Source organism: Shewanella sp. SP2S2-4, from assembly GCF_031932025.1.
Taxonomy (GTDB): domain Bacteria; phylum Pseudomonadota; class Gammaproteobacteria; order Enterobacterales; family Shewanellaceae; genus Shewanella; species Shewanella baltica.
Genome location: NZ_JAUOER010000006.1, coordinates 115,089 through 136,658, shown reverse-complemented (window position 1 = coordinate 136,658; position 21,570 = coordinate 115,089). Strand labels below are relative to the sequence as shown.

Genomic DNA, 21,570 nt, shown 5'->3' with positions numbered 1-21,570 from the left:
ATCTCTTATGCGCAATCCCCTAGTATCACTTTGAAATCCATCCTATTCACAATTTGAAGCCGCTCACATTGGTTTTGAAGCCTCTTGCTTAGTGAGGCTCAGTTTTGGGGAAAATTCTGGTGAGGTAAGTTAGTTAGAAAAGTGCGTTGGGGTAGCGTCTTGGAGCAGTGTGCTGAGCGAGTAAAGCTTTGTCGCCATATGACATCATCCGACAGAGGCTCGCCATTGCATTCGCTCACCGACACGCAGCGAGTCCGTCCGTGGATGCTCGACCGCCCCATCCATGGGGCGGACGGTCGTCTCGCCCATTACCATGGTTTGCCTTTTGAAAATCAGCGTAATCTGCTGGTTCAAAAGACTAGTTATCATGCTGCGAATGGTCAATTATGGCAATGCTCAATTACCCTAACCATTTATAAGCCCGAAATTGAGTTATTAATAACTGGACATTTAAAAATGGGTGACACATTAAATTTTTCATGAGTTTCTTAATAAATTCCCTTACCTCTTCATAAACCGTATCTGGCTCTTTACCTTAAATGATAAAGATATGTATGCTAATATCGTATCTGCCAAATGACTTATTATAATAACCACTGTAACAAGATCATCTAGACCATACGGAAGGAACCAATATGCTTAAGTCTTTTATTTTTATGATCTCCTTAACCACAGTTACTGGTCTTGTTGAAGCCAAAAGCTCAACAGATACTTCGACTAAAAATATATCTTTTACTCCTCCTAATGTTGAAGTTATCTCAAATAAAATTGACATGAACGACTTAAAAATCTGTGCAGAAAACCAACCAAAATGTGCATCAGCTCTAGGGGTCTTTTACTTATATGGGAAAGGAGTCGAACAGAACTACCAAACAGCATTTGAGTACTTTTCCTTTGCAGCAAAACATGATGTAGGTAATGCATATTTTCATCTTGGTATTATGCATAAAGATGGCGTAATAACGGGGAATAATGATTTCATACAAGCATTTGAAGCTTTTTCCTCCGGAGCTAGTTTAGGAGATCGTCCTTCACAAATATTTTTAGCATCTGCGTATGAAACGGGTGAAGGCGTTGAAATAAATTATGAAAAAGCTCTTAAATGGCATTTGGCAGCTTCTGCGCAAGGCGACGATACAGAGCAACGCAAAGTCTGTGATTATTATCAAAATGGCTGGGGTACGGAAATCAATTACGGAAAATCTTTTGAGTATTGCAAACGTGCATTATTAAACGGCAATGCCTTAGCTGCCCAAAGGCTAGCCAATCATTTTTATAGGGGGTTGGGCGTCAAGAAAGACATATTGCAAGCCTATAGCCTTCTAATTGTATCGAAAGAACTAGGAAATTCTGCTGTCGATAAATACTTGCCTCACGTTCAAAGTTTGTTATCAGATGAAGAAATACTTAAGTCAAAGAACGAAATTGAGATTTGGCATAAGGAAATAACTAACAATAAATCGAAACATGATTCAGACAAAAGCTCCAAAAAACTATAAATTAAGTAACTAATAAGTCAGGGCAGAAAAGTATCCCGTGAAACTTTATTGGGACATCCATTGTTAAATTTAGCGACAGGTATGCTCAGGAATTAACGAGATAATTTGTAATTTATCAAGACATATGGTCACCTCGGGCATAGCAAGGCCAATGCTCACAAAGAAGGACAGGCAGAACTTTTTTCAGATTAACAGTTAGCACTGTAATCTCAGAAGTTCACCTTCCCCTGCGAAGTTGCTGAAGGGTGTCGAAGAAAATCGCGTGAGCGAGGCATGGATGCCTCGCTAGCTTTCGGACTCTCTGTTGAACGGAAAGAGGATATACCATCGGAAGCGTTAGCGATTTTCGAATAAGCACGAAGCCAGTATTAAATGCATGTAACTTCGCAAGGGGCGTCTTGGCTGCTAGTGAAAACAATAGCAAGGAAGATAGGACGAGCAGTCCTCCTTGGTCGACTTTTTATTAAAAATTAAGGGGTGAAGCCCCACGACTTTGATTTTAATTAACAAACTCAAATGGCAAATGCGAAGACTCCCACAATGCTCAGGTCTCTAAAAGCTCTCTCTAAAAAATGATGGGGAAGCCACTGATTCCTGTGTTCATTTCTCGAATTGAATTTGGGGATAAGCATTCGCTGCCCAATAAAAAAGCCAGACTCAGTCTGGCTTTTGTTTAATACTCACTGGTGAGCGATATTATTCTTCGCTATCACCCAGTGACAGCAACGTGGCGTTACCACCTATGGCGGTGATGTTGTTGGTGCGAGTCTTTTCAGTCACAAAACGGGTTAAGTAGTGTGGGCCACCGGCTTTAGGACCTGTGCCTGACAGGCCTTGACCACCGAAAGGCTGTACACCCACTACAGCGCCGATTTGGTTACGGTTGATATACACGTTACCCACGTTCACTTTATCTGCAACTTCAAGGGCATGGCCTTCGTTACGGCTGTGGATACCTAAGGTTAAACCAAAGCCTGTGCTGTTGATCTCGTTGATCACGTGGGCAAGTTCAGATGCCTTGTAGCGGATAATGTGCAGGATTGGGCCAAAGTGTTCTTTCTCAAGCACTTTAATCGAATCGATTTCAACCGCCGTTGGCGACACAAAGTGGCCGTTTTCAGTGCCAGCAGGCAGCGGCATTTGCTTGATAAGCTTACCGACTTGCTTGATGTGGTCGATGTGCGCATCTAAGTTGGCTTTGGCGGTAGCATCAATCACTGGGCCTACGTCAGTTTTCACTGAGCTTGGGTTGCCAATTACTAATTCATCCATTGCGCCTTGCAGCACTTCGATCACGCGATCGGCGATGTCTTCTTGGAGGAAAAGTACGCGCAGTGCTGAACAGCGTTGACCTGCGCTAGTGAATGACGATGAAACCACATCGTTAACCACTTGCTCAGGTTGCGACGTTGAGTCCACTACCATGGCATTTTGACCGCCAGTTTCGGCGATTAAAGGAATAATCGCGCCATCACGGTTGGCCAGGGTACGGTTAATCAGTTTTGCTGTGCCAGTTGAACCGGTAAAGCATACGCCGCCGATACGTTCATCGGCTGTAATTGCGCTACCGACAGTCGCACCTGTACCTGGTAGGAATTGCAGCACTTCGACAGGAATACCTGCTTGGTGAGCAAGTTGTACTGCACGATAACCAATAATCGAGGTTTGCTCTGCGGGTTTTGCGATAACTGTGTTACCCGCCGCTAATGCCGCTGACACTTGACCTAAGAAGATAGCCAGTGGGAAGTTCCATGGGCTGATACACACGAACACGCCGCGGCCTTGGAGGAAGAGTTCGTTTAGCTCTCCCGTTGGACCAGGAAGCAGTTCAGGCTTCGCCATCATCTTCTTGGCTTGTACTGCGTAGTAACGACAGAAATCAACGGCTTCACGGACTTCGTCGATACCGTCTTGAATGCTCTTGCCCGCTTCACGGGTACAAAGTGCAATCAATTCTTCACGGTTTTCTTCTAATAAATCCGCTAGCTTTTGCAGTGCTGATGCACGGGTTTCAACTGGCGTACGTGCCCAAGAGGCAAATGCCGTTTCGGCGGATGCCAGTGCTTGTTCTATGGCCGCATCATCGGCAAAGGCCACTTGACCCACGGTTTGAGTGGTATCGAATGGGCTAACAACCGTTTTATGTTCGCCAGTTAAAGTTTTACCGTTAACCAGAGGACCTGCTTGCCATTGGGTATTTTTAAATTGTTCTAAAGCTGCGAAAAACGGCTCAGATTCGGAAATAATGTTCATATTGAGTCCCTTGGAATTTTTACGATCGCTACCGAAAATATCGGTAGGTAAAACGATTTTGTTGTTAGCCAGGGTTTTATAGCCCGTCAGGGTTTTGAGTGGGTGAACCACTAAAGACTCGATTGGGGTTTTAGGGTCGACCAGTTTATGGACGAACGAAGTGTTAGCGCCGTTTTCCAGCAGACGGCGCACTAAGTAGGGCAGCAGATCCTTATGGGCACCGATAGGCGCATAAATACGTACCGATTTGGCGCCAGCTTCCGACAGAATAGTGTCGTACAGCTCTTGTCCCATGCCGTGTAAGCGTTGGAATTCATGGTGACGATCGCCTGCCATATCGGAAATCGCCGCCACAGTTTGCGCATTATGGCTAGCAAATTGTGGGTAGATAGCGCCGCGAGTTGCATCCGATAGCAAGTAGCGGGCGCAGGCGAGGTAAGACACGTCAGTACCAGCTTTGCGAGTGTAGAGTGGGTAAGCGGCTTCGCCCGCTTGTTGCGCCCATTTCAGTTCGCTATCCCAATAGGCGCCTTTTACCAGACGTAAGGGGATTTCATCGCCTTGCTCTTTGGCAAGACGCGTTAACCAAACCAGTACGGGCAGGGCACGCTTAGAGTAAGCCTGCACGACTATGCCGAGTAATCCCCAGCCTTTTGCTGCATCTGAATTAAACAGTTTTTGGAACAGTTTCAGTGATAATTCGAGGCGATCGACTTCTTCAGCATCAATAGAAATACCGATATTTAAGCCACGAGCCAGTTTTATCAGGCGGATAACTGTGTCGTACAGTTCAGTTAAAACGCGGTCTTCATTGGCCACTTCGTAACGTGGGTGCAATGCCGATAGCTTGATTGAGATCGTTGGGCGCGGTGATTCATTTTCGTTATAGCTTTGAGCACCGAGCTCGGTTATCGCATTGGCGTAATCGGTATAGTATTTTTCGGCATCTTTGCGCGTTAATGCTGCTTCACCCAGCATGTCGTAGGAATGGGTATAGCCTAACTTACGCTTGTCTTCGCTGTTCTTCAGGGCTTCTTTCATGTTGCGGCCCAGTACGAACTGCTTACCCATGATCTTCATCGCGGCCATCATGGCTTGGCGGATCACTGGCTCGCCGAGGCGATTAACTAAGCGGCTCAGTAAGTTGCTTGGGGTGCCATCGATTTTTTTATCGAGTTTAACAATCTTACCTGTGAGCATAAGGCCCCAGGTCGATGCGTTAACGAGTACAGAATCACTCTTACTCATGTGCTCATCCCACTTAGCACCTGAAAGCTTGTCTTCAATCAGTGCATCGGCAGTGGCCGCATCAGGAATACGCAGCAGCGCTTCGGCTAAACACATCAGGATAATGCCTTCCTGTGTTTCTAAGCTGTACTGTTGCAGGAAGGCATCTATGCCAACCATCAGACCTTTTTTATCGAATTGACGAACCTTGTTAACCAGTTCGTGGGCACGACGAGTGACGCGCTCTATGGCTTCATCACTGGAGGGAACTAGTTGGATCAACTCTGACAAGTATTGTTCTTCATCGACAATGTAGTTGTCGCTGATCGCTTTGAACAGTTCGTCGAGATTGGCAGAATCGTAGCGGCCTGCCAGCACTTCACTCGCTTTGAACATAGTTATCGCTTCCATCTTGGCCGTTATTGGGGCGCTATTGTTGAAACAAATTGGGAGGCGCCAAACGCATTTGATATTTTGTATACAATATGAAGGTTTGCGCGCGCCGATTATACAACCAAAATGTGACGGACAACACTATAGCGTGAAAGATTGTGAAGCTTGTTTGATTGGCTTGTTAATAAGTAGATGTAACGCTTGATTGACAAAAAAGCCAGTGTTTGAAAACACTGGCTTTTGGAAGGTAAATTAAGACTTTTTGTGTGTCAGACTCACATCCAACGTTTTTTACTGCGACGTTGTGGTCTGGGTAAATACACTAAAATAATGCCTAGGATTAACCCCATACCTGCAATTAACCCGCCTTGGCGCCATAGTTCAAAACGCTCATCTTGGGCTGAGCGATCAACCGCGACTTTAAGTTCATCACGTTCTTGAGTGGTTTTGGCGAGGTTCGTTTCTAACTCGCTTAGCTTAGCCTTCAATTCGGTCACTTCGTCGGCGTGGTTATCAGTTGAACTTAATACTTCCGCTAGTTTAGCTTTAGCTTGTGCAAGCTCAGTGGTTAACGCTGGCACTTGTTCACGGAAACTTTGAGTCGAGCTGATTAGGTTAGTTTGCACCCAACCTTCGCGGCCTTTATGGTCGATGATCTTAGAGTAATCACCTTGGGTTTCGTTGAGCAGTGTCACAGGTTGACCGGCTTCAATTGATCCAAGAATTCGGAACTCAGTACCTGGGCCACCTAAAAGATAAAGGAACACGTTATCCGAGATGTAACGGGATTGGCCTTCGGCCAGCAGGTTGGAAGACAGTAACATCATTCCTACCAGAGTCAGGAGTCTAAACACTTTTGTATTCTCATCAACGAAATAGTCTGCACATGCTATGGATTTGAGGCCTGTAATGCAAGAGGGAAGTCATAGACTTCCCTCAACTTTACTGCATCCATGCTATGACCATTCCCATTTCACTCTATCTTTCCTAAGACCTTCTAGTCCTAGGCGCTAATATTACTTAACTTCAGTAACTTATTTAGCGAAACCTCTTAATTAAAGATACCTTTAATCATAAAGAAGAAGATGATTGATAGGCCTGCGCCTGCAGGTAGGGTCACAACCCAAGATACGACGATATTACGCACCACACCAATGTTAATCGCTGCGATACCACGGGCCATACCCACACCTAATACCGCACCGACTAAGGTTTGAGTGGTAGAGATAGGTAAGCCTGTGCCCGATGCGATAACCACTGTCGAAGCCGCTGCTAATTCAGCTGCAAAACCACGACTTGGCGTCAGGTGAGTGATGTTTTTACCTATGGTTTGCATCACGCGCTGACCAAAAATAGCCAGACCCATCACGATACCTACGGCACCTAAAGGTAGAATCCACCAGACTAATGGTGATTTTGATGCAATTTCACCGCCGCTGTTAACGACAGAAACCACCGCCGCTAAAGGACCAATCGCGTTGGCAACGTCGTTTGAGCCATGGGCGAAAGCCATACAACAGGCCGTCAGTACCATTAAGATCGCAAACACTTTTTCAACGTTTTTGAACTGGGTTTGACGGTCGTTTTTATCACTCATTTGTAAACGTGAAATGGCCACTTTACCAAATAAACCCACCACAACTGCGATAGCGCCCGCTAACAGGTAAGCTTCTGCGCCACTTAAGTGAATACCCACATGGGATAAGCCCTTAAGAATGGTCACTAACGACATGATAAAGCCAGCGAATGCCATATAGAAAGGCACATAACGCTTAGCATTGCTCAATGGGTCGTCAGTGTTGAAAATAAGCTTTTGTACGCTTTGGAATATGATAAAAGCCATAAAGCCTGAGATTGCAGGGGTAATCACCCAAGAACCTACGATACCGCCTACTTTACCCCATTCGACCGATTCAGTACCGACACCGACTGCCGCGAAACCTATGATGGCACCGACGATAGAGTGAGTTGTTGATACTGGCCAACCTAAAGCTGACGCAACCACTAGCCAAATACCTGCCGCTAAAAGCGAACCTATCATGCCGTAAACCAGCAATTCTGGGGTGTTTGTAAAGTAGCTTGAATCAATGATCCCATTACGGATCGTGCTGGTGACTTCGCCACCGGCTAAATAAGCGCCCGCAAACTCAAAGATCATCGCGATAATAATCGCTTGTTTGATCGTAATTGCGTTTGAACCTACAGAGGTTCCCATCGCATTGGCAACGTCATTGGCGCCAATACCCCATGCCATGAGAAAACCAAATGCAGCCGCAACGGCAATAAGCCACGGGCCATTGGTGACTAAGACGTTAGCCACCTCAATACCTGCATCAACCATATTGATACCTTGATAACCTTATTTGTTAAACGCGAGCCAGCATAAGCTCAAGACGTGAACCGACGCGTTCGGCAAGATCTGCAAGACCACCGACCCATTCAATCGTTTTGTAGAGGAACATCACATCGACAGGATTCAATTCAGATTCCATGGCGAATAACTGACGGCGTAACTGAATTTGTAGATCGTCAGTATCTTCTTCGATGATATCGAGTTCGTTGATCATTTTTGCCACTAAGTCGACTTCACGACCACGGAAACCTGTTTCTAACAGATCTTCGAGTTCATTAATGACTTGTTTTGCTAGTGCTACCGCATCGATACAGCGTTGTAGATAAGCAATAAAAGGGACTTGCATGACCTGAGGGATTAACAGCTGACGGCCGATAACACGACCAGAAATATCTTTTGCTTTGTTGGCAATCTTGTCTTGTTGAGTTAAAAGTTCCAATAAATCTGTACGTTCTACTGGCATAAACAAACCGCTTGGCAGAGTCAGGCGGATTTCACGCTTCAGTGAATCTGCTTGCTTCTCGGCTAAACTAATTTGCTTACGTAATTGAACTGCACTGTCCCAGTTACCTGTGATAGTGGCTTCGAAAAAGGGGACGAGTAACGATGCGCAATCGTGTACTTTGTCCATGTGCTCTTGAAGAGGCTTAATTGGCGATTTTGCAAACACGCCCAAAATAGAGTTTACTGGCATTGCCGTTTACCTATTTAGATTGTTCCATTATTGGAAAAAGCGGGCGCATGTTAACCTATGCGTCCGCGTATTGAAACTGTGTTTTTTCAGAAAAAACGACAGCTTTATTCTAACGGGTTATATACCAACTGCAAAACCAAATCCTACGGGATTTTTATGACACATTTGTGACATTATGAACTAAAGATGACGCATCAATGAATGTTTGATGACAAAATGAGCGGTAACGCAATGAATGCTGAGATTGAATTAAAACTGTTTTTCCTGCCGATATATCAAGAATCCCTGATAAATAAGTTAGATAGTCTCGATAATGCCGTCCCCCAAGGTCAACGTCGTTTGGCGAATGGTTACTTCGACACACCTGACTTACAACTGCGTCAGTGGGACATGGGTTTGCGGGTGCGCGGTTACGATGCACATAGAGAGCAGACCATAAAAACCGCTGGGCAAGTCGTGGGCGGGATTCATTCGCGGCCCGAATATAATGTGACTATCCAAGCCGATAGCCCAGATTTAAGTCTATTCCCCGCCAGTATTTGGCCCGCCGATGCGGATTTAGCCGCCACACAAGCCAAGTTGACCTGTATATTTCACACCGATTTTTATCGCCGCGCTTGGCATGTCCAAATTGATAATAGCGTGGTCGAAGTGGCGTTAGACATAGGTGAAATCACCGCTAATGGTCAACAAGAAGCCCTGTGCGAGTTAGAGTTTGAACTCCTCAGTGGCGATACCGAAGCGCTACTTAAACTGGCGATGCAAGTGGCGAGCGTGGTGCCTGTGCGGTTAGGTAAAGCCAGTAAAGCACAGCGCGGCTATCGATTAGCGGGTAAAGCTAAGCCGCTCGATTTAAACGCATTGGAATTTTTGCCACTGACAGAGTCACATGATTCTTCTTCACAGGATTTAAGTGCAAACTGCCAAATCCTGCTTGAAACCGCGCTTGAGCGTTGGCAATTATTAGAAAGCATGATTGCAGAGGAAAGCGAACCCGAAGCCTGTGTGGCACTGTGGTGGCGAATGCGTGCCTGTATTCGTTTGCTGCGGATGACCTTAAGTCAGTTCAAGTTATTGAATGTGAAACTCTCTAGTCAATTCATGTCGATTGAAAAACAGCTCGATTTTATCGAGCAAGCACAAGCGCTGACTGCCTTGCTTGGAAGCCAAAGGGGCTTGTTCGCAAAGCTTGGTCAACATGCTCAAGTTAACGCGCGCCTTATGGTGCAACTGACAGAGATGAATCTGAAGGGACGTTTACTCTCCCTGTGGCAACAAACTGAATATGGTCAATTACAGCTGGCGATTGTCGAGATTTTGCTTAAGATCAGTACCGGTGAAGTGGATATCAGCAATCAGCCTAGCTTACGGCAGCATGCTGACCGCGCCCAGCAAGCCTCTTGGATGGCGATCGTTGAGGTAATGCCACTCAATACTGTCATGACTACCGCAAATTACCTGCAAGTGGCTGCAGTACTTGATGAGAGCATCTTAGTCGGTCACGCTTATGGCAGTTTATATGAGGCGAAATCACGGGATGCATTTCGTGCACCTTGGCAAGATCTGGTACTCGGGATTAAAACCTTAGCCTGTTACCGCGCGGTGCATGATGCGAGCCGAGAGTTGGATATCGATTTAAATGAATGGCTGGAAGACAAACAGCAGAGTTTGTTATTTGCCATGGAGTCGACGCGTCGTAACGCGATGCAGCAACAGGCCTATTGGTAGGGTTATGTTTATAACTTTGAACTAATTCTAAGTCTATTGACTGGTGCAGCACTGATTCTAGCTCGGCACTGAAAAATACTAAGGGCTCAATCCACATTGGATTGAGCCCTTTCTTTTGCAGATTGTTAGCCCATTCTTCGTTAAATCAGTTATTTCTGGTTTCGATAACCTGTTTAAGCTCTGCAATTTTGGCGAGCATTTGCGCTTGGTTCTGTTCCATTTTCTGCTGGTTTTCTTCCATTCTCGCTAAGGCTAATTCAAGCTCTGATTTGATTTCGGCTTTATGGGCTTCTTGGCGTTCCTGACGCTCTGTTTCATCGGGCGCGACAAATACCGACGCCATATAACCTGAGATCACCCCGAAAAAGCTCACGCCGCTGACAATCACAATACCGCCTATGATATGGCCAGCTGTCGTTACCGGATAATAATCGCCGTAGCCGACAGTCGAGATAGTGACTAACGCCCACCAAATCGCTTGTTCTGCGGTTTGGATATTAGCGCCTTCGGTGCCGCTTTCGACGATCAAAATGATCACTGAGGCCAAGGTCAGAATCGTCACCATGGCGACGAGCAAACTGGCTAAGGTGGCTTGTTTACGTTGTTTGATCAGCGGAAGCAGCAGTGAACGACTCATGCGGATCAGGCGTATTACCCGCAGAATTTGGAACAGCCGCGCCATGCGCAGGGCTTCAATTGCCGGAATACTGGCAATAAAATCAATCCAATGATGCCGAATGAAAAAGCGCTTATCGCGAGCACGGACCAACCCAATAAAGAAGTTGATCATGAAGATCATACAAATGCTGGTATCGACGAAAAAGAGTAAGCGGTAGGTTTCGCTATCGAGGCGGCCGAAGGTCATGACGAGCACTATGATCACCGACAGCAAGGATAACAGCATCATCGCCATTTCGAATGGAGAAGGGGTGCCAAGGGTGCGAAGTGACCATGGGGTTTTATCTGTCATGCCAAACATGATCCCTGTTAAGTGCGGCGAATATCTCAACTAAAGTAAAAGACTTTAGGCTATGAGTAAATTGTCTTAGTCAATAAAAGGGCTATTTGTCGATTAATCACGCCAGCCATTCACATAAAGGGCTGGCGCGTGAAGTGATTGCGGCGTTAGGTTTCATCCACAAAGTGAACTAAATCGTCGAGTACACGGCGTTTAATTTCTAGCTGCGAATCGGCGCTTAACCCATATTTTTCTGCCAGTTGCACATAATCATCGGCATTGAGTGACACAGTAAGGCGCGGACGCGATGGCCGCTTCGATACGCTCAAGCCCAAAATAGTGCGAATTTGATCCGAAGGGCTCACGCCTGCATCTAACGCGGCTTTACGAATTGAGTATTGAAATTTTTCATCGAGATCGAAAGCCACTTGCGTTGCTTTTGCGGCTTGTTGGTTCTTCAACCATTGCTCGGGGAGAGGGTGTTTGGTTTTACTCATGGCGTATTACCTATTGCTATCAACCGTTTCTAGCGCTTATCTGTGAGATTGTATTGGGATTATCGATAAAGTGCGAGCACGCACTTTATCTTATTTTCGGGTTATTTCGCTGGCCAGTAATCTCGAATATCCGTCAGTGGACGATATAGGGTCAAGACAACATCTGTGTCGCCACCTTCGTAGACTTCCACTTCGACGGCGCAGCTTTCATCGTCATCGAGCAGTAAATAATACTCGAAGGGCTCACCCGTGGCGCCATTGGCGTCTTGTGGTGGTTTTTGACCGCGGTAATCCTGACGATGGAAATAGCCAAAAGCGGCAAACGTTACTTGGTGATATTGCTTTCCAAGCCATTGTTCTAGTTGTTCCGCTAAGTCGGCCGGTAATATTTGAGTGGTTAACTCGGCATGGCCCGGTTCATCGAACAGGGCGCTGAACTGCTCAAGATCGAATAACTGTTCCACTTGGGCGCGGGAAATCTTAATCGAAAAGGCGAGATAGGTTTCGTCGTCTTCTTCGATACTTAAAAAGAGTGTGTCGCTGCCATGACCTTTGAGTAACCATTCGGTTTGCTGTTTACGTTCAGACTCGTAGGTATGTACGGCTTCGACCCTCAATTGTTGACCACGAAGTTGTGGCGGCAGGGCAAAACTGTCATCAATTGAGATCATGTCGCCCACATTGAGCTGGGATGGGTGATTGAGCTCACGCTGTGGCGCTGCTTTCTTACCAAAAATACTATTGAAAAATCCCATAGTGACTCCTGCTGACTATGCTCGCGTGCGGCTTCAAATCGATTGGCTGCGGATCGTAACGGGCAATAGTGGTCAATTATTTTATGCGGATGAAACAAAAAAATGCCGAGGTCAGTAGGGGGTGATGATCCCACTGAGACTCGGCATTCGGTCAATCATTGCTTAGCTTTTACGTGCTTTGATTCGGTCTAGCACAGCATTTGCATTCGACTTTTGCTCACCAATACCGGCTTCGGCTAGCTTAGATTGCAGTGACTTGTCACTGTTTTCATCGGCTAAGGTTTCTGCCGCTTTCAGGCGGTCGTCAAACTGTTGCTGACGTGCCTTGATGCGCTCAAGTGAATCTTTAGCGTTCAGCAGCTTAGAGTTGCTAGACGCGAACGAGTCAGTAATGGTTGCCGTGGCTTTTTGCACGCTTTCAGTGGTTTTAACCATGCTCAGCTGACGCTGATAATCAGACAGTTGACGCTCGGTTTTCTTCACTAAGTCTTTCAAACGTGCTGCATGGGCGCTAAAGCTATCGTTGGCAGTTTGCTGCTCAGCAAGCTCTTGATCGAGCTGGGCGATTTTTTCAGCGACTTCAATTGCTAAGGCTTCATTACCTTTGTCCAATGCTTGAGTCGCATACCCTTCGTGCTCGACAATCGAGCGTTTCAGGCGGTCGATTTCACGGCTGGCTTGCATTTCTTTCGCCATGACATCGGTCAGTTCACGTTTAGCGTTGGTTAAATGTTTCTCGGCGTCGCGAATTTCCTGTTCGAAAATACGCGTTGAGTTTGCGTCAACGATGCTTTGGCCAACTTCGGTGGCACCACCGCGAAACGCTGTTAAAATTTTATTCAGAATGCCCATTTTGTGGCTCCTTATTTTAGATAGTCGACCATTTCATCGATAACTTCTAAACAGTTATCGGATAAAACTGCTAATTCTTGCTCGATTTCGAGCATGCTAGATTGCAGTGAAAGCGCGCCGTAAACTACGTATTTGTCATCAATTTTCGCAAAGGCTGACAAGGGCATCGGAATGTTGAGTTCTAGCATGGTTTCAAACATTTCGCTGCGACGTTCTTGGTTTACTTCGTTCTCGCCCCACAGGTAACTGATGCAAAGAATCTGGTTATCCGTCACCGATACGAATACCGGTATTTCTTCACGGCCAACCACATTCACTTGCAGTACTTCGACTTCGCCATCAATAGGATAACAATCGAATTGAAAGCCGGTTTGGCTATTATTGCCAAGACTGTTGAGGTGATTGGCAAGGGTATGGATATTCATATTTGTCCTTATTGACATATTATGTCTGTATTCAAAGATAGCACCGAGACATAATATGTCAAGCACTATCTTGTCCTATTAAAAAAGATTCAGTCCCTGATTCTCGGACCAATCTTGCAAATGGTAGTGATACAGCTGCAAAGAACCCAATTCATTGGGTTTTATTTTTGCGGCATCTTGATAAAAATTGGCTGGAAACTCAAAGGCGCCATCCACTAAACCTAAGGTGAGCCAGTCATCTTTGATGGGCAGCTCAGTTAACTTAGCTAATCTGTGTTGTGCATCGAGTCCGCCTGCGGTGGCTATACTCCAGCCCCACTCGCCAAAACTGGGCACATTATGATGGTACTGTTTGACGTCAAATCCTGCCAATGCCAAGGTTTTTGCTACCGAAATAAAGGCCTTAGGGGCATGGTAAGGCGATGTTGACTGTACAGTCAGAGCGCCATCACTGCTCATAAGTTCCTTTAATTTACGGTAGAAATAATCCGAATACAGCTTATTAAGATCGGGATGGCTCGGATCGGGCAAGTCCACGATAATCGCATCGTATTTCACGCCTGTGGCAATCAGCTTATCGACGCCATTAAATGCATCGTCGTTGATCACAGTGACACGGGGATCGTTTAGCGCATTGCCGTTGAGCGTCAACATAGCGCGGCTCAAACGCTCGGGCATATCTGTATCAGGCGACTTAAACAATTGCACTAGGCCGACATCGAGATCGAGCAGCGTCACTTGCTCAGGCTCCCAGCGCAGCACTTGTTTGAGACCGAGTCCATCGCCGCCGCCAATGATCAACACCTTGTTATGGCGGGCACTGGCTGCGAGTGTAGGGTGCACAAGAAACGCATGGTAGATGTGTTCGTCTATGCTAGAAAACTGTAAGCGACCATTGATGTATAACGCATAAACGGGCGGCAGACCGTTACCGCGAAGTCGCTCGGTGAAGGTCAGCTGTTGGAAACGTGTCGCCTTGGCGTAAACCACTTTATCTTTAAAGAGCAAATTATTAAATTCTTGCTCCCAGCGTGGGCCGTGGATGGCTAACACGAGTAAAATGCCTGTCACGATAACATGCCCAGTCAAAAGCAGTTTAGGGCGGCGGATTTTAGGCCAGAAGCGCCAGATAAACACAAAGCCCGCCAACAGGTTGAAACTGGCGGTTAAAGCGGCGGCGAGTTGGATATCAATGGCAAGCATAAAGCCAACCCAAATGGCGGCACCTATGCCTGCGCCTATGTAATCGGCGCCGTAAATTGTTCCCGCATTGTGCAGCAAATGCTCGTCAGAGAGTGATTGGCGCACTCTGGCGATCAGTGGGATTTCCATACCTATCATCAGGCCCAGCAACACGCCCCACACATAGGGTAAGTATTCGCTGAGTTTTTGTAGCGAGCCTATCATGCCGCCTTCGGGCAGTTGATCTGGTGGTAAACCTAAGGTGTTGGCAATCATCAAGGGCAGTTGTTGGCCAAAACCAATCACCGCCGCTGTGATTAAAATGGCGAGTGAGCCACAGAGTGCGACTGTGAGTTCTAAGATCACAAAACCGGTAAAGGCATCACGGATCTTACGGGCGGCGAAGGCACCTAGCCCCATGGAGACTATCATCAAGCCAATCATGGTGTAGATGGCGGCTTCTAATGCGCCTAAAATGCGCCCGGCATAGTGGGATAAAAGATATTCGTAAATCAGGCCGCAGCCTGCTAATACGGCCATGATGCCCAATAAGAGCACATCGTCGAACCAACCTAGGCGGCTAGGTTTAGCCGCCGAGGGGGTTAAGCTGGTTTCTTGCATTCGATTAGGCCATCAGTGCCGTGAGGATAAGTGCGATAGCGATACTGATCGCCATTTCAACGGCGGCGATGCCGATATTGTGTTGTCTTTCTACTTCATCGGCTAAATCGATACGGGCTAATACCAGTTTCTTCACGACAAACAGCAGTAAGGAAAGCGCGATCAGCATGATGACTGAGAACACTAACCAACCGATCACGTTAGTCACATAAGCCGTTGGATTAAATATAATAAAGTGGCTGGCAGCGTTAAAGCTCAGCGCCATTGCTATCATATAACCCGCATGACGCAGTGCTAATGCCGTATGACCTTGTACTAAGGCTTGCTGCATTGACGAGTCTTGATTGCGGCTCGCAAAACGGTTTTCACGCCAGCGCGTCAGTAGCACTAACATCAACTGCGAAATCGCAAAGGCGCTGAAGATAGCGATAAAGGTATCTAGGGTTAAGTCTTCTGCCCATAACAACACGGCGCGGATGATAATCGCTGTGGCGATGGCAGCACTGGCATCGACAATCGCGACAGACACATTACCTTTGATGATTTGCTCGTTCTTATCGAACTCGTTTAACGCAATCTTATCGTGGAGGAAACGACCCAGTTTAATCAGCACTAAGCCGAATAAACCGTAGGCGCTCATGCCAATGGCTTCATTAAGATAAGAGTGCGCGGAAGCACCAGTGATAGCGCCCGTTAGCACTATACCCAGTGCGGCAACGGCGCCCGCGGTACTAATACCGAAGGCAAAGTTATCACGCTCCGCCAGTTCTTTACTGCTGTTAACCTTTACGCTCCAACCTTGCAAATAACGCATCAGCGTTAGCAAAATCACGGCTATGGTGAGATCGATAGCCAGAATGATGGCTAGCTCTGGTGTGATACCGAAATCCTGAAATAGTGTCATTGGAAATCCTTAGTTACTTGCCCCGGCGCACACTGCGGGTCGTGCGATTACTGGAATTACGGAAACTGCTGTCTTTAGCATAGTTAGAGCGGAACTTACTACTCGAACTCTTGCTTGCGCTCGTGGTGTTGCTGGCCTTGGGCGTGCTGGTACTTTCACGGGATAACGCCGTGCCACCGGTACGCGGTTTGGCATAAGGGCTGTCGAAGCGCTTACCTTGGGAATCGAAACGTTTTTTCGTTTGTTCGAAGGTCTTATTTTGCGCATCCGCTTGTTTGGGTGAGGTATAGCGATAACGACCTACGTCATTGTAATAGCTATAACCTCGGTTACCCGACCAACGATCGTAGGAAACAGGGCGATTGAAGACATTCGAAAACATCGAATACATGCCATACCAAGCCCAAAACGAAGTGCCGCTCGAGTCGGTTTGCCAGTTACCGTAAGACGGATTACCAACTAGCTGACTGCCTGGACCAAAATCTTCGCCGCCATTGGCTAATGTTGCGGCCTCACGGCTAATCGCATTCACGCGGGCCAGTTTGCCGTCGGACATATCGGCGACCACGTTGACAGGGTCGGACAACATATCGTTAAACAAACTGGGATCAGCGGCTTGATAAAGATTTTCCGCTTCGGCCAGCTGTTGATCGAGATCGGCAAAGTTACTCGCCACTTTCGATTCATCTAATCGACGTTTCAGCGAGGAATACATGGGACCTTGGGTGCCAGAATCCTTTGCTAATTCATCAAGTAATGGGGCTAAATCAGGTTTCTGCTGCTTTAACAGTGTGGTGTATTGTTTTAAGAGGTTAGCGTTACGCAACTGCCCGTCATCGATCATCGTCGTGAGCGTAGCGAGACGTTGCTGCGTGAGTTGTTGATACTTCGCGATTTTATCCGGTCTCTCATCGCCACAACCCGTCAGCGACAGCATAACGGCTAAAAAGAGGATCGATGTGAGAACACGGGTTAGCATTCCTGCCATGTTTTCTCCAAATGGTAATGAAATAAAACTCAAATACTTGCAGGCAATAATAATCTGCTTGCCCAATATGCCTGCTGCGCAGGTTATAGTACCCTTAAATGCCACAGATAAAAGGGGATACCTTTATTTGTGTGCTACATCAGGTAGCTGCAAGTCTCGTCGAACATAACATGATGTGGCGTCAATCTATATCATTTACGACATAATATGTCGATAGCTAAATTTGTTAGGGATTATTATGACCATGCAAAAAGACAGTAATAAGTCATTGTCTATTCTCGTTAATCAAACCGCTGAGCATAACTGGCTGCGGTTAGAGGAAGTATGGTCCGAAGGACTCGTGCAATTAACACCTGCCCAGCAGCAAGAACTCAAAACGGTTCTAGGGCTCAGTGATTACGTGGCGGCCCAGTTATGCCGACATCCCGAGTGGATTAACAGGCTGTTTGCCGGCGAGTTAAGCTTGATTGAGCGTAAAAACTTTGATCTTGAGTTGCACGAAGTGCTGAGTAGCGCCACAACTGAAGAGATGGCCAAAGCCAGCCTGCGACGGTTTCGTAACTATCAAATGGTGCGCTTAGCCTGGCGTGACTTTTTAGACTATGCCAGTTTAGAAGCATCTCTGCTCGATCTGTCGACGCTTGCCGAAGCGTTAGTGATTTGCGCCCGCGACTGGCTCTATAAAGATATGTGCGCCCAATACGGCACGCCGATGGATAAAGAAGGTAATGCACAGCCATTGCTGATTTTAGGCATGGGCAAGTTAGGCGGCCGCGAGCTCAATTTCTCCTCTGATATCGACTTGATTTTCACTTTCCCTGAGCATGGTGAAACCGTCGGCGGTCGTCGCAGTTTAGACAATCAACAATTTTTTATCCGCATGGGACAAAGGCTAGTGAACTTGCTCGACCAAGTTACCGTCGATGGTTTTGTGTTCCGCGTGGATATGCGTTTGCGCCCCTACGGAGAAAGTGGGCCGCTGGTGGTGAGTTTTAGTGGCCTTGAGGATTATTACCAAGAACAGGGCCGAGATTGGGAACGCTATGCCATGGTCAAGGCGCGTGCGCTCGGACCTTGGAGCCATTTCTCCGATGAATTACACAGCCTGCTCAGACCCTTTGTGTATCGCCGCTATATCGACTTTTCAGCGATTGAATCCCTGCGAAAAATGAAGCAACTCATCGCCCAAGAAGTGCGTCGCCGTCATTTGACCGACAATATTAAACTCGGCGCGGGCGGTATTCGTGAGGTCGAGTTCGTGGTGCAGAGTTTCCAGTTAATTCGTGGTGGCCGCGAGCCTGCACTGCGCCAGCAGAGTTTATTCGGCGCTATCGATACGCTCTACAGCTTAGGGCAATTTGAGTATTTGGCGGTCGATGAGCTTAAACACAGCTATTTACTGTTGCGCCGAGTGGAGAATTTACTGCAAGCCATAGACGATAAACAAACCCAAACCTTGCCGAATAATCCGCTAGATTGGGCGCGATTGTGTCATGTGCTCGATATGGCCAACGAGGTCGATCTACGCACCCATATTGAAGCAGCAATGAGCAAAATCCATCGTCATTTTAAAGCGACAGTGGGCGGTGAAGAAGGCGAAGAAAAGGCCGAGCATTGGACAACGCAGCTGTGGCATGTGCAAGATATTGATGATGCCGTAGCGCTATTGGCCGAACAGCAAATCGACGATGACAAGCTGTGCCCTATGCTCAGCAGCTGGCGTGAGACTGTCACTAAGCGTTCTATTGGTCCACGCGGGCGCGAAACCTTAGATAAATTAATGCCAAGATTATTGGAAGAGTTGATTAATCAACAGAGTCCATCGGCTGCCTTTGAGCCCGTGTCTAAGGTGCTGGAGCAGATTTTAACTCGTACCACTTATCTTGAGCTTTTATGCGAAAACCCTGGCGCACGGCAACAGTTAGTGAGCCTGTGCTGCGCCAGCCCTTGGATTGCCGCGCAGTTGGCTAAGTTTCCCATGCTGCTCGATGAGCTTATCGATCCATCGCAGCTTTATGACACAACCTCCATAGATGATTATCCTAGCGAGCTGCGCCAGTACATGTTGCGTGTGCCCGAGGATGATATGGAGCAGCAGATGGAAGCGCTGCGACAATTTAAGCTGTCACAACAACTTAAAATCGCCGCCGCCGATGTCACTGGGGTTTTACCTGTGATGCAAGTGAGCGATCACTTAACCTTTTTAGCCGAAGCCATCATAGAACAAGTGGTGATGCAGGCGTGGCAACAGGTTTCAGTGCGCCATGGCGTGCCCGCCCACCTTGAGGGCAATGACACAGGTTTTGCCGTTGTTGGTTATGGCAAGCTCGGCGGGATAGAGTTGGGTTACGGCTCCGATCTCGATTTAGTCTTCCTGTGTGAAAACAAAGCAGATAACAGCCAGACCAATGGTGAACGGCCGATTGAAGTCGGCCATTTCTACCTCAAACTCGCCCAGCGTATTCTGCATTTGTTCTCGACTCGCACCACTTCGGGTGAGTTGTATGAAGTGGATATGCGCCTGCGTCCTTCCGGCGCCTCGGGTTTGATGGTCAGTGAGATTGAACGCTTTGGCGAATACCAAGCTAACGAGGCGTGGACGTGGGAACATCAAGCCTTAGTGCGCTCGCGTTTTGTTTTCGGCGACAATAGTTTAGCGGTCAAATTTAGCCGAATTCGCGCCTCGGTATTGGAAAAACCACGGGATAAAACTGAGCTGCAAAAAGCAGTACGTGAGATGCGTCAGAAGATGCGTGATCACTTGCTCAAAGCCAGCGATGGCATGTTTGATCTAAAACAGAGTCCCGGCGGTATTGCTGATATCGAGTTTATTGCCCAGTACTTAGTGCTGGCTAATGCCCATGAGTACCCAGAACTAACGATTTGGTCTGACAATGTGCGGATTTTTGGGGTGTTGGCTGAGCTTGAACTCTTACCTATGATGAGTGCCCAGCATTTAACCCAAACCTATTGCTTACTCAGGGATGAAAATCATCGCCTGACTCTGCAACAAAAGGCGGGGCTGTTACCTGTGTTAGAGGTTGAGGAACATGCCGAGCGAGTGCTCAATATCTACCGCGCTGTGCTTGAATAGTACAGTCATCTAAAGGGAGTAAGGCTGAAACGAATATCAGCCTTAACACCGCAAGAATGCCCAATTTAGGCTAGAGTTTAATGAGAGCAGTTAGCAGAGAGCACCATGCAATTACCTACTATCCCTGAAAACGAGCTGCAACGTTTGGCCACGTTACGCGCACTCAATGTGCTCGACACCGATGCCGAGGAACGTTTCGATCGTATTACTCGGCTCACGCGCAGAATTTTCTCTTTGCCGATTTGTGTTGTGACCTTAGTGGATGCCGAGCGGCAGTGGTTTAAATCTCGCCAAGGATTGGAGGTGACTGAAACACCAAGGGAAATTTCATTTTGTGGCCATGCGATCAATCAAGACGATATTTTTATCGTAAACGACGCCCTCAAAGATCCGCGCTTTAGTGACAATCCTCTGGTGACCGAGCAGCCGCATATTCGCTTCTACGCTGGCTATCCCTTAACCATTCACAGGCAATATCGAGTAGGGACCTTGTGTTTAATCGGCACTGAACCGCGGGAGTTTACGGCTGAAGATATTGAAACCTTGACGGATTTAGGCGAAATGGTGGAGGCGGAATTACTCTCTATCGCGCAAAACACCTTAGATCCTTTGACTACGATTTCGAATCGGCGTGGATTTGAGTTACTGGCCCATCAGGCGCTGGCGAGTTGTCGACGTACCGAATCTGAGGCGGCCTTACTCTTCTTTGATCTCGATTTCTTTAAGGAAGTGAATGACAACTTTGGTCACCTCAAGGGCGACCAAGTGTTATACGATTTTGCCCATATCCTGATGACCGCTTTTAGGGAGTCGGATGTGATTGCAAGGCTTGGCGGCGATGAGTTTGTGGTGCTATTAAGTTTTGTGTATAGGGATACAGTCGATCGCGTGATCGAGCGTTTTAAGCAGTTACTTGAGCAATATAATCAACAGCATCCTAAGCAACATAGCTTAGCGACCAGTATTGGTATCGCCCATTGGACGCCAGATTCTGATGTGAGCTTAGAAGATCTGTTAGATTCCGCCGATAAAGCCATGTATCAGGATAAAGCCGCCCACCACAGTGATGCGCCTTAAATTATGTGCACTAAATGATGCGCCTTAAATCATGTGTGCTTAAGCAAGATGAAAAGGGAGACAATTATGT

16 protein-coding genes are annotated in these 21,570 nt (G+C 47.1%); 4 read left to right on the top strand and 12 right to left on the bottom strand.

The features are described from left to right. Nucleotides 1–635 precede the first annotated feature (635 nt). A complete protein-coding gene (locus tag Q4Q54_RS07150; RefSeq protein WP_311988073.1) occupies nucleotides 636–1,499 on the top strand; it encodes a tetratricopeptide repeat protein in 864 nt (287 codons plus the stop codon). Between the two features lie 696 nt (nucleotides 1,500–2,195). On the opposite strand, the gene putA is transcribed toward Q4Q54_RS07150, so the two are convergent. The 4 genes from putA to Q4Q54_RS07130 all read right to left on the bottom strand — a co-directional run bounded on the left by putA (nucleotide 2,196) and on the right by Q4Q54_RS07130 (nucleotide 8,419). Continuing rightward, nucleotides 2,196–5,390: a bifunctional proline dehydrogenase/L-glutamate gamma-semialdehyde dehydrogenase PutA gene (gene putA / locus Q4Q54_RS07145; protein WP_311988072.1), complete on the bottom strand. Its 3,195-nt coding sequence runs from the start codon at nucleotides 5,388–5,390 to the stop codon at nucleotides 2,196–2,198. Between the two features lie 257 nt (nucleotides 5,391–5,647). Then, nucleotides 5,648–6,196 carry a TIGR04211 family SH3 domain-containing protein gene (locus Q4Q54_RS07140; RefSeq protein WP_037391127.1) on the bottom strand — a complete coding sequence of 183 codons (549 nt, stop codon included), beginning with the start codon at nucleotides 6,194–6,196 and terminating at the stop codon, nucleotides 5,648–5,650. A 227-nt stretch (nucleotides 6,197–6,423) separates the two neighbouring features. Further along, nucleotides 6,424–7,713, bottom strand: a complete 1,290-nt coding sequence (locus Q4Q54_RS07135) for an inorganic phosphate transporter (RefSeq protein WP_220592105.1) — start codon at nucleotides 7,711–7,713, stop codon at nucleotides 6,424–6,426. A 25-nt stretch (nucleotides 7,714–7,738) separates the two neighbouring features. Beyond that, nucleotides 7,739–8,419, bottom strand: coding sequence for a TIGR00153 family protein (locus tag Q4Q54_RS07130; protein ID WP_105251552.1), 681 nt, complete (start codon nucleotides 8,417–8,419; stop codon nucleotides 7,739–7,741). Between the two features lie 231 nt (nucleotides 8,420–8,650). On the opposite strand from Q4Q54_RS07130, the gene Q4Q54_RS07125 reads away from it, so the two are divergent. After that, entirely contained in the window at nucleotides 8,651–10,147 is a 1,497-nt protein-coding gene (locus Q4Q54_RS07125) for a CYTH domain-containing protein (RefSeq protein WP_311988106.1), read from the top strand. A 145-nt stretch (nucleotides 10,148–10,292) separates the two neighbouring features. Here Q4Q54_RS07125 and Q4Q54_RS07120 read toward each other — a convergent pair whose 3' ends face one another. The 8 genes from Q4Q54_RS07120 to Q4Q54_RS07085 all read right to left on the bottom strand — a co-directional run bounded on the left by Q4Q54_RS07120 (nucleotide 10,293) and on the right by Q4Q54_RS07085 (nucleotide 17,329). Further along, nucleotides 10,293–11,117: an ion transporter gene (locus tag Q4Q54_RS07120; RefSeq protein ID WP_006082929.1), complete on the bottom strand. Its 825-nt coding sequence runs from the start codon at nucleotides 11,115–11,117 to the stop codon at nucleotides 10,293–10,295. A gap of 155 nt (nucleotides 11,118–11,272) precedes the next feature. Continuing rightward, nucleotides 11,273–11,602, bottom strand: coding sequence for a hypothetical protein (locus tag Q4Q54_RS07115; protein ID WP_006082928.1), 330 nt, complete (start codon nucleotides 11,600–11,602; stop codon nucleotides 11,273–11,275). 101 nt (nucleotides 11,603–11,703) lie between these two features. Continuing rightward, complete coding sequence (locus Q4Q54_RS07110) at nucleotides 11,704–12,357, bottom strand: DUF4178 domain-containing protein (protein ID WP_006082927.1); 654 nt, start codon at nucleotides 12,355–12,357, stop codon at nucleotides 11,704–11,706. A gap of 162 nt (nucleotides 12,358–12,519) precedes the next feature. Then, nucleotides 12,520–13,209, bottom strand: coding sequence for a PspA/IM30 family protein (locus tag Q4Q54_RS07105; RefSeq protein ID WP_311988071.1), 690 nt, complete (start codon nucleotides 13,207–13,209; stop codon nucleotides 12,520–12,522). Nucleotides 13,210–13,220: 11 nt separating this feature from the next. Beyond that, on the bottom strand, nucleotides 13,221–13,634 hold the full coding sequence (locus Q4Q54_RS07100) for a YjfI family protein (RefSeq protein WP_007645549.1): 414 nt from the start codon (nucleotides 13,632–13,634) through the stop codon (nucleotides 13,221–13,223). A gap of 78 nt (nucleotides 13,635–13,712) precedes the next feature. Further along, nucleotides 13,713–15,437, bottom strand: a complete 1,725-nt coding sequence (locus Q4Q54_RS07095; RefSeq protein ID WP_311988070.1) for a polyamine aminopropyltransferase — start codon at nucleotides 15,435–15,437, stop codon at nucleotides 13,713–13,715. Nucleotides 15,438–15,441: 4 nt separating this feature from the next. Continuing rightward, a complete protein-coding gene (locus tag Q4Q54_RS07090; RefSeq protein WP_311988069.1) occupies nucleotides 15,442–16,341 on the bottom strand; it encodes a DUF350 domain-containing protein in 900 nt (299 codons plus the stop codon). Between the two features lie 13 nt (nucleotides 16,342–16,354). Further along, the gene (locus Q4Q54_RS07085; RefSeq protein WP_006085957.1) at nucleotides 16,355–17,329 is read right to left on the bottom strand and encodes a hypothetical protein; all 975 of its coding nucleotides are present in this window, start codon (nucleotides 17,327–17,329) and stop codon (nucleotides 16,355–16,357) included. Nucleotides 17,330–17,567: 238 nt separating this feature from the next. Between Q4Q54_RS07085 and glnE the strand changes: the two genes are divergently transcribed. Both glnE and Q4Q54_RS07075 read left to right on the top strand, forming a co-directional pair. Then, nucleotides 17,568–20,423, top strand: coding sequence for a bifunctional [glutamate--ammonia ligase]-adenylyl-L-tyrosine phosphorylase/[glutamate--ammonia-ligase] adenylyltransferase (gene glnE, locus Q4Q54_RS07080; protein ID WP_311988068.1), 2,856 nt, complete (start codon nucleotides 17,568–17,570; stop codon nucleotides 20,421–20,423). A gap of 105 nt (nucleotides 20,424–20,528) precedes the next feature. Beyond that, nucleotides 20,529–21,500, top strand: a complete 972-nt coding sequence (locus tag Q4Q54_RS07075) for a diguanylate cyclase (RefSeq protein ID WP_259483515.1) — start codon at nucleotides 20,529–20,531, stop codon at nucleotides 21,498–21,500. The last annotated feature ends 70 nt before the right edge of the window (nucleotides 21,501–21,570 follow it).

Coding starts and splice junctions, on each gene's coding strand:
- Q4Q54_RS07110 (WP_006082927.1), bottom strand. CDS start 12,357: ATGGGATTTTTCAATAGTATTTTTGGTAAGAAAGCAGCGCCACAGCGT.
- Q4Q54_RS07085 (WP_006085957.1), bottom strand. CDS start 17,329: ATGGCAGGAATGCTAACCCGTGTTCTCACATCGATCCTCTTTTTAGCC.
- Q4Q54_RS07125 (WP_311988106.1), top strand. CDS start 8,651: ATGAATGCTGAGATTGAATTAAAACTGTTTTTCCTGCCGATATATCAA.
- Q4Q54_RS07140 (WP_037391127.1), bottom strand. CDS start 6,196: ATGTTACTGTCTTCCAACCTGCTGGCCGAAGGCCAATCCCGTTACATC.
- Q4Q54_RS07150 (WP_311988073.1), top strand. CDS start 636: ATGCTTAAGTCTTTTATTTTTATGATCTCCTTAACCACAGTTACTGGT.
- glnE (WP_311988068.1), top strand. CDS start 17,568: ATGACCATGCAAAAAGACAGTAATAAGTCATTGTCTATTCTCGTTAAT.
- Q4Q54_RS07130 (WP_105251552.1), bottom strand. CDS start 8,419: ATGCCAGTAAACTCTATTTTGGGCGTGTTTGCAAAATCGCCAATTAAG.
- Q4Q54_RS07100 (WP_007645549.1), bottom strand. CDS start 13,634: ATGAATATCCATACCCTTGCCAATCACCTCAACAGTCTTGGCAATAAT.
- Q4Q54_RS07135 (WP_220592105.1), bottom strand. CDS start 7,713: ATGGTTGATGCAGGTATTGAGGTGGCTAACGTCTTAGTCACCAATGGC.
- Q4Q54_RS07075 (WP_259483515.1), top strand. CDS start 20,529: ATGCAATTACCTACTATCCCTGAAAACGAGCTGCAACGTTTGGCCACG.
- Q4Q54_RS07105 (WP_311988071.1), bottom strand. CDS start 13,209: ATGGGCATTCTGAATAAAATTTTAACAGCGTTTCGCGGTGGTGCCACC.
- Q4Q54_RS07120 (WP_006082929.1), bottom strand. CDS start 11,117: ATGACAGATAAAACCCCATGGTCACTTCGCACCCTTGGCACCCCTTCT.
- Q4Q54_RS07115 (WP_006082928.1), bottom strand. CDS start 11,602: ATGAGTAAAACCAAACACCCTCTCCCCGAGCAATGGTTGAAGAACCAA.
- putA (WP_311988072.1), bottom strand. CDS start 5,390: ATGGAAGCGATAACTATGTTCAAAGCGAGTGAAGTGCTGGCAGGCCGC.
- Q4Q54_RS07090 (WP_311988069.1), bottom strand. CDS start 16,341: ATGACACTATTTCAGGATTTCGGTATCACACCAGAGCTAGCCATCATT.
- Q4Q54_RS07095 (WP_311988070.1), bottom strand. CDS start 15,437: ATGCAAGAAACCAGCTTAACCCCCTCGGCGGCTAAACCTAGCCGCCTA.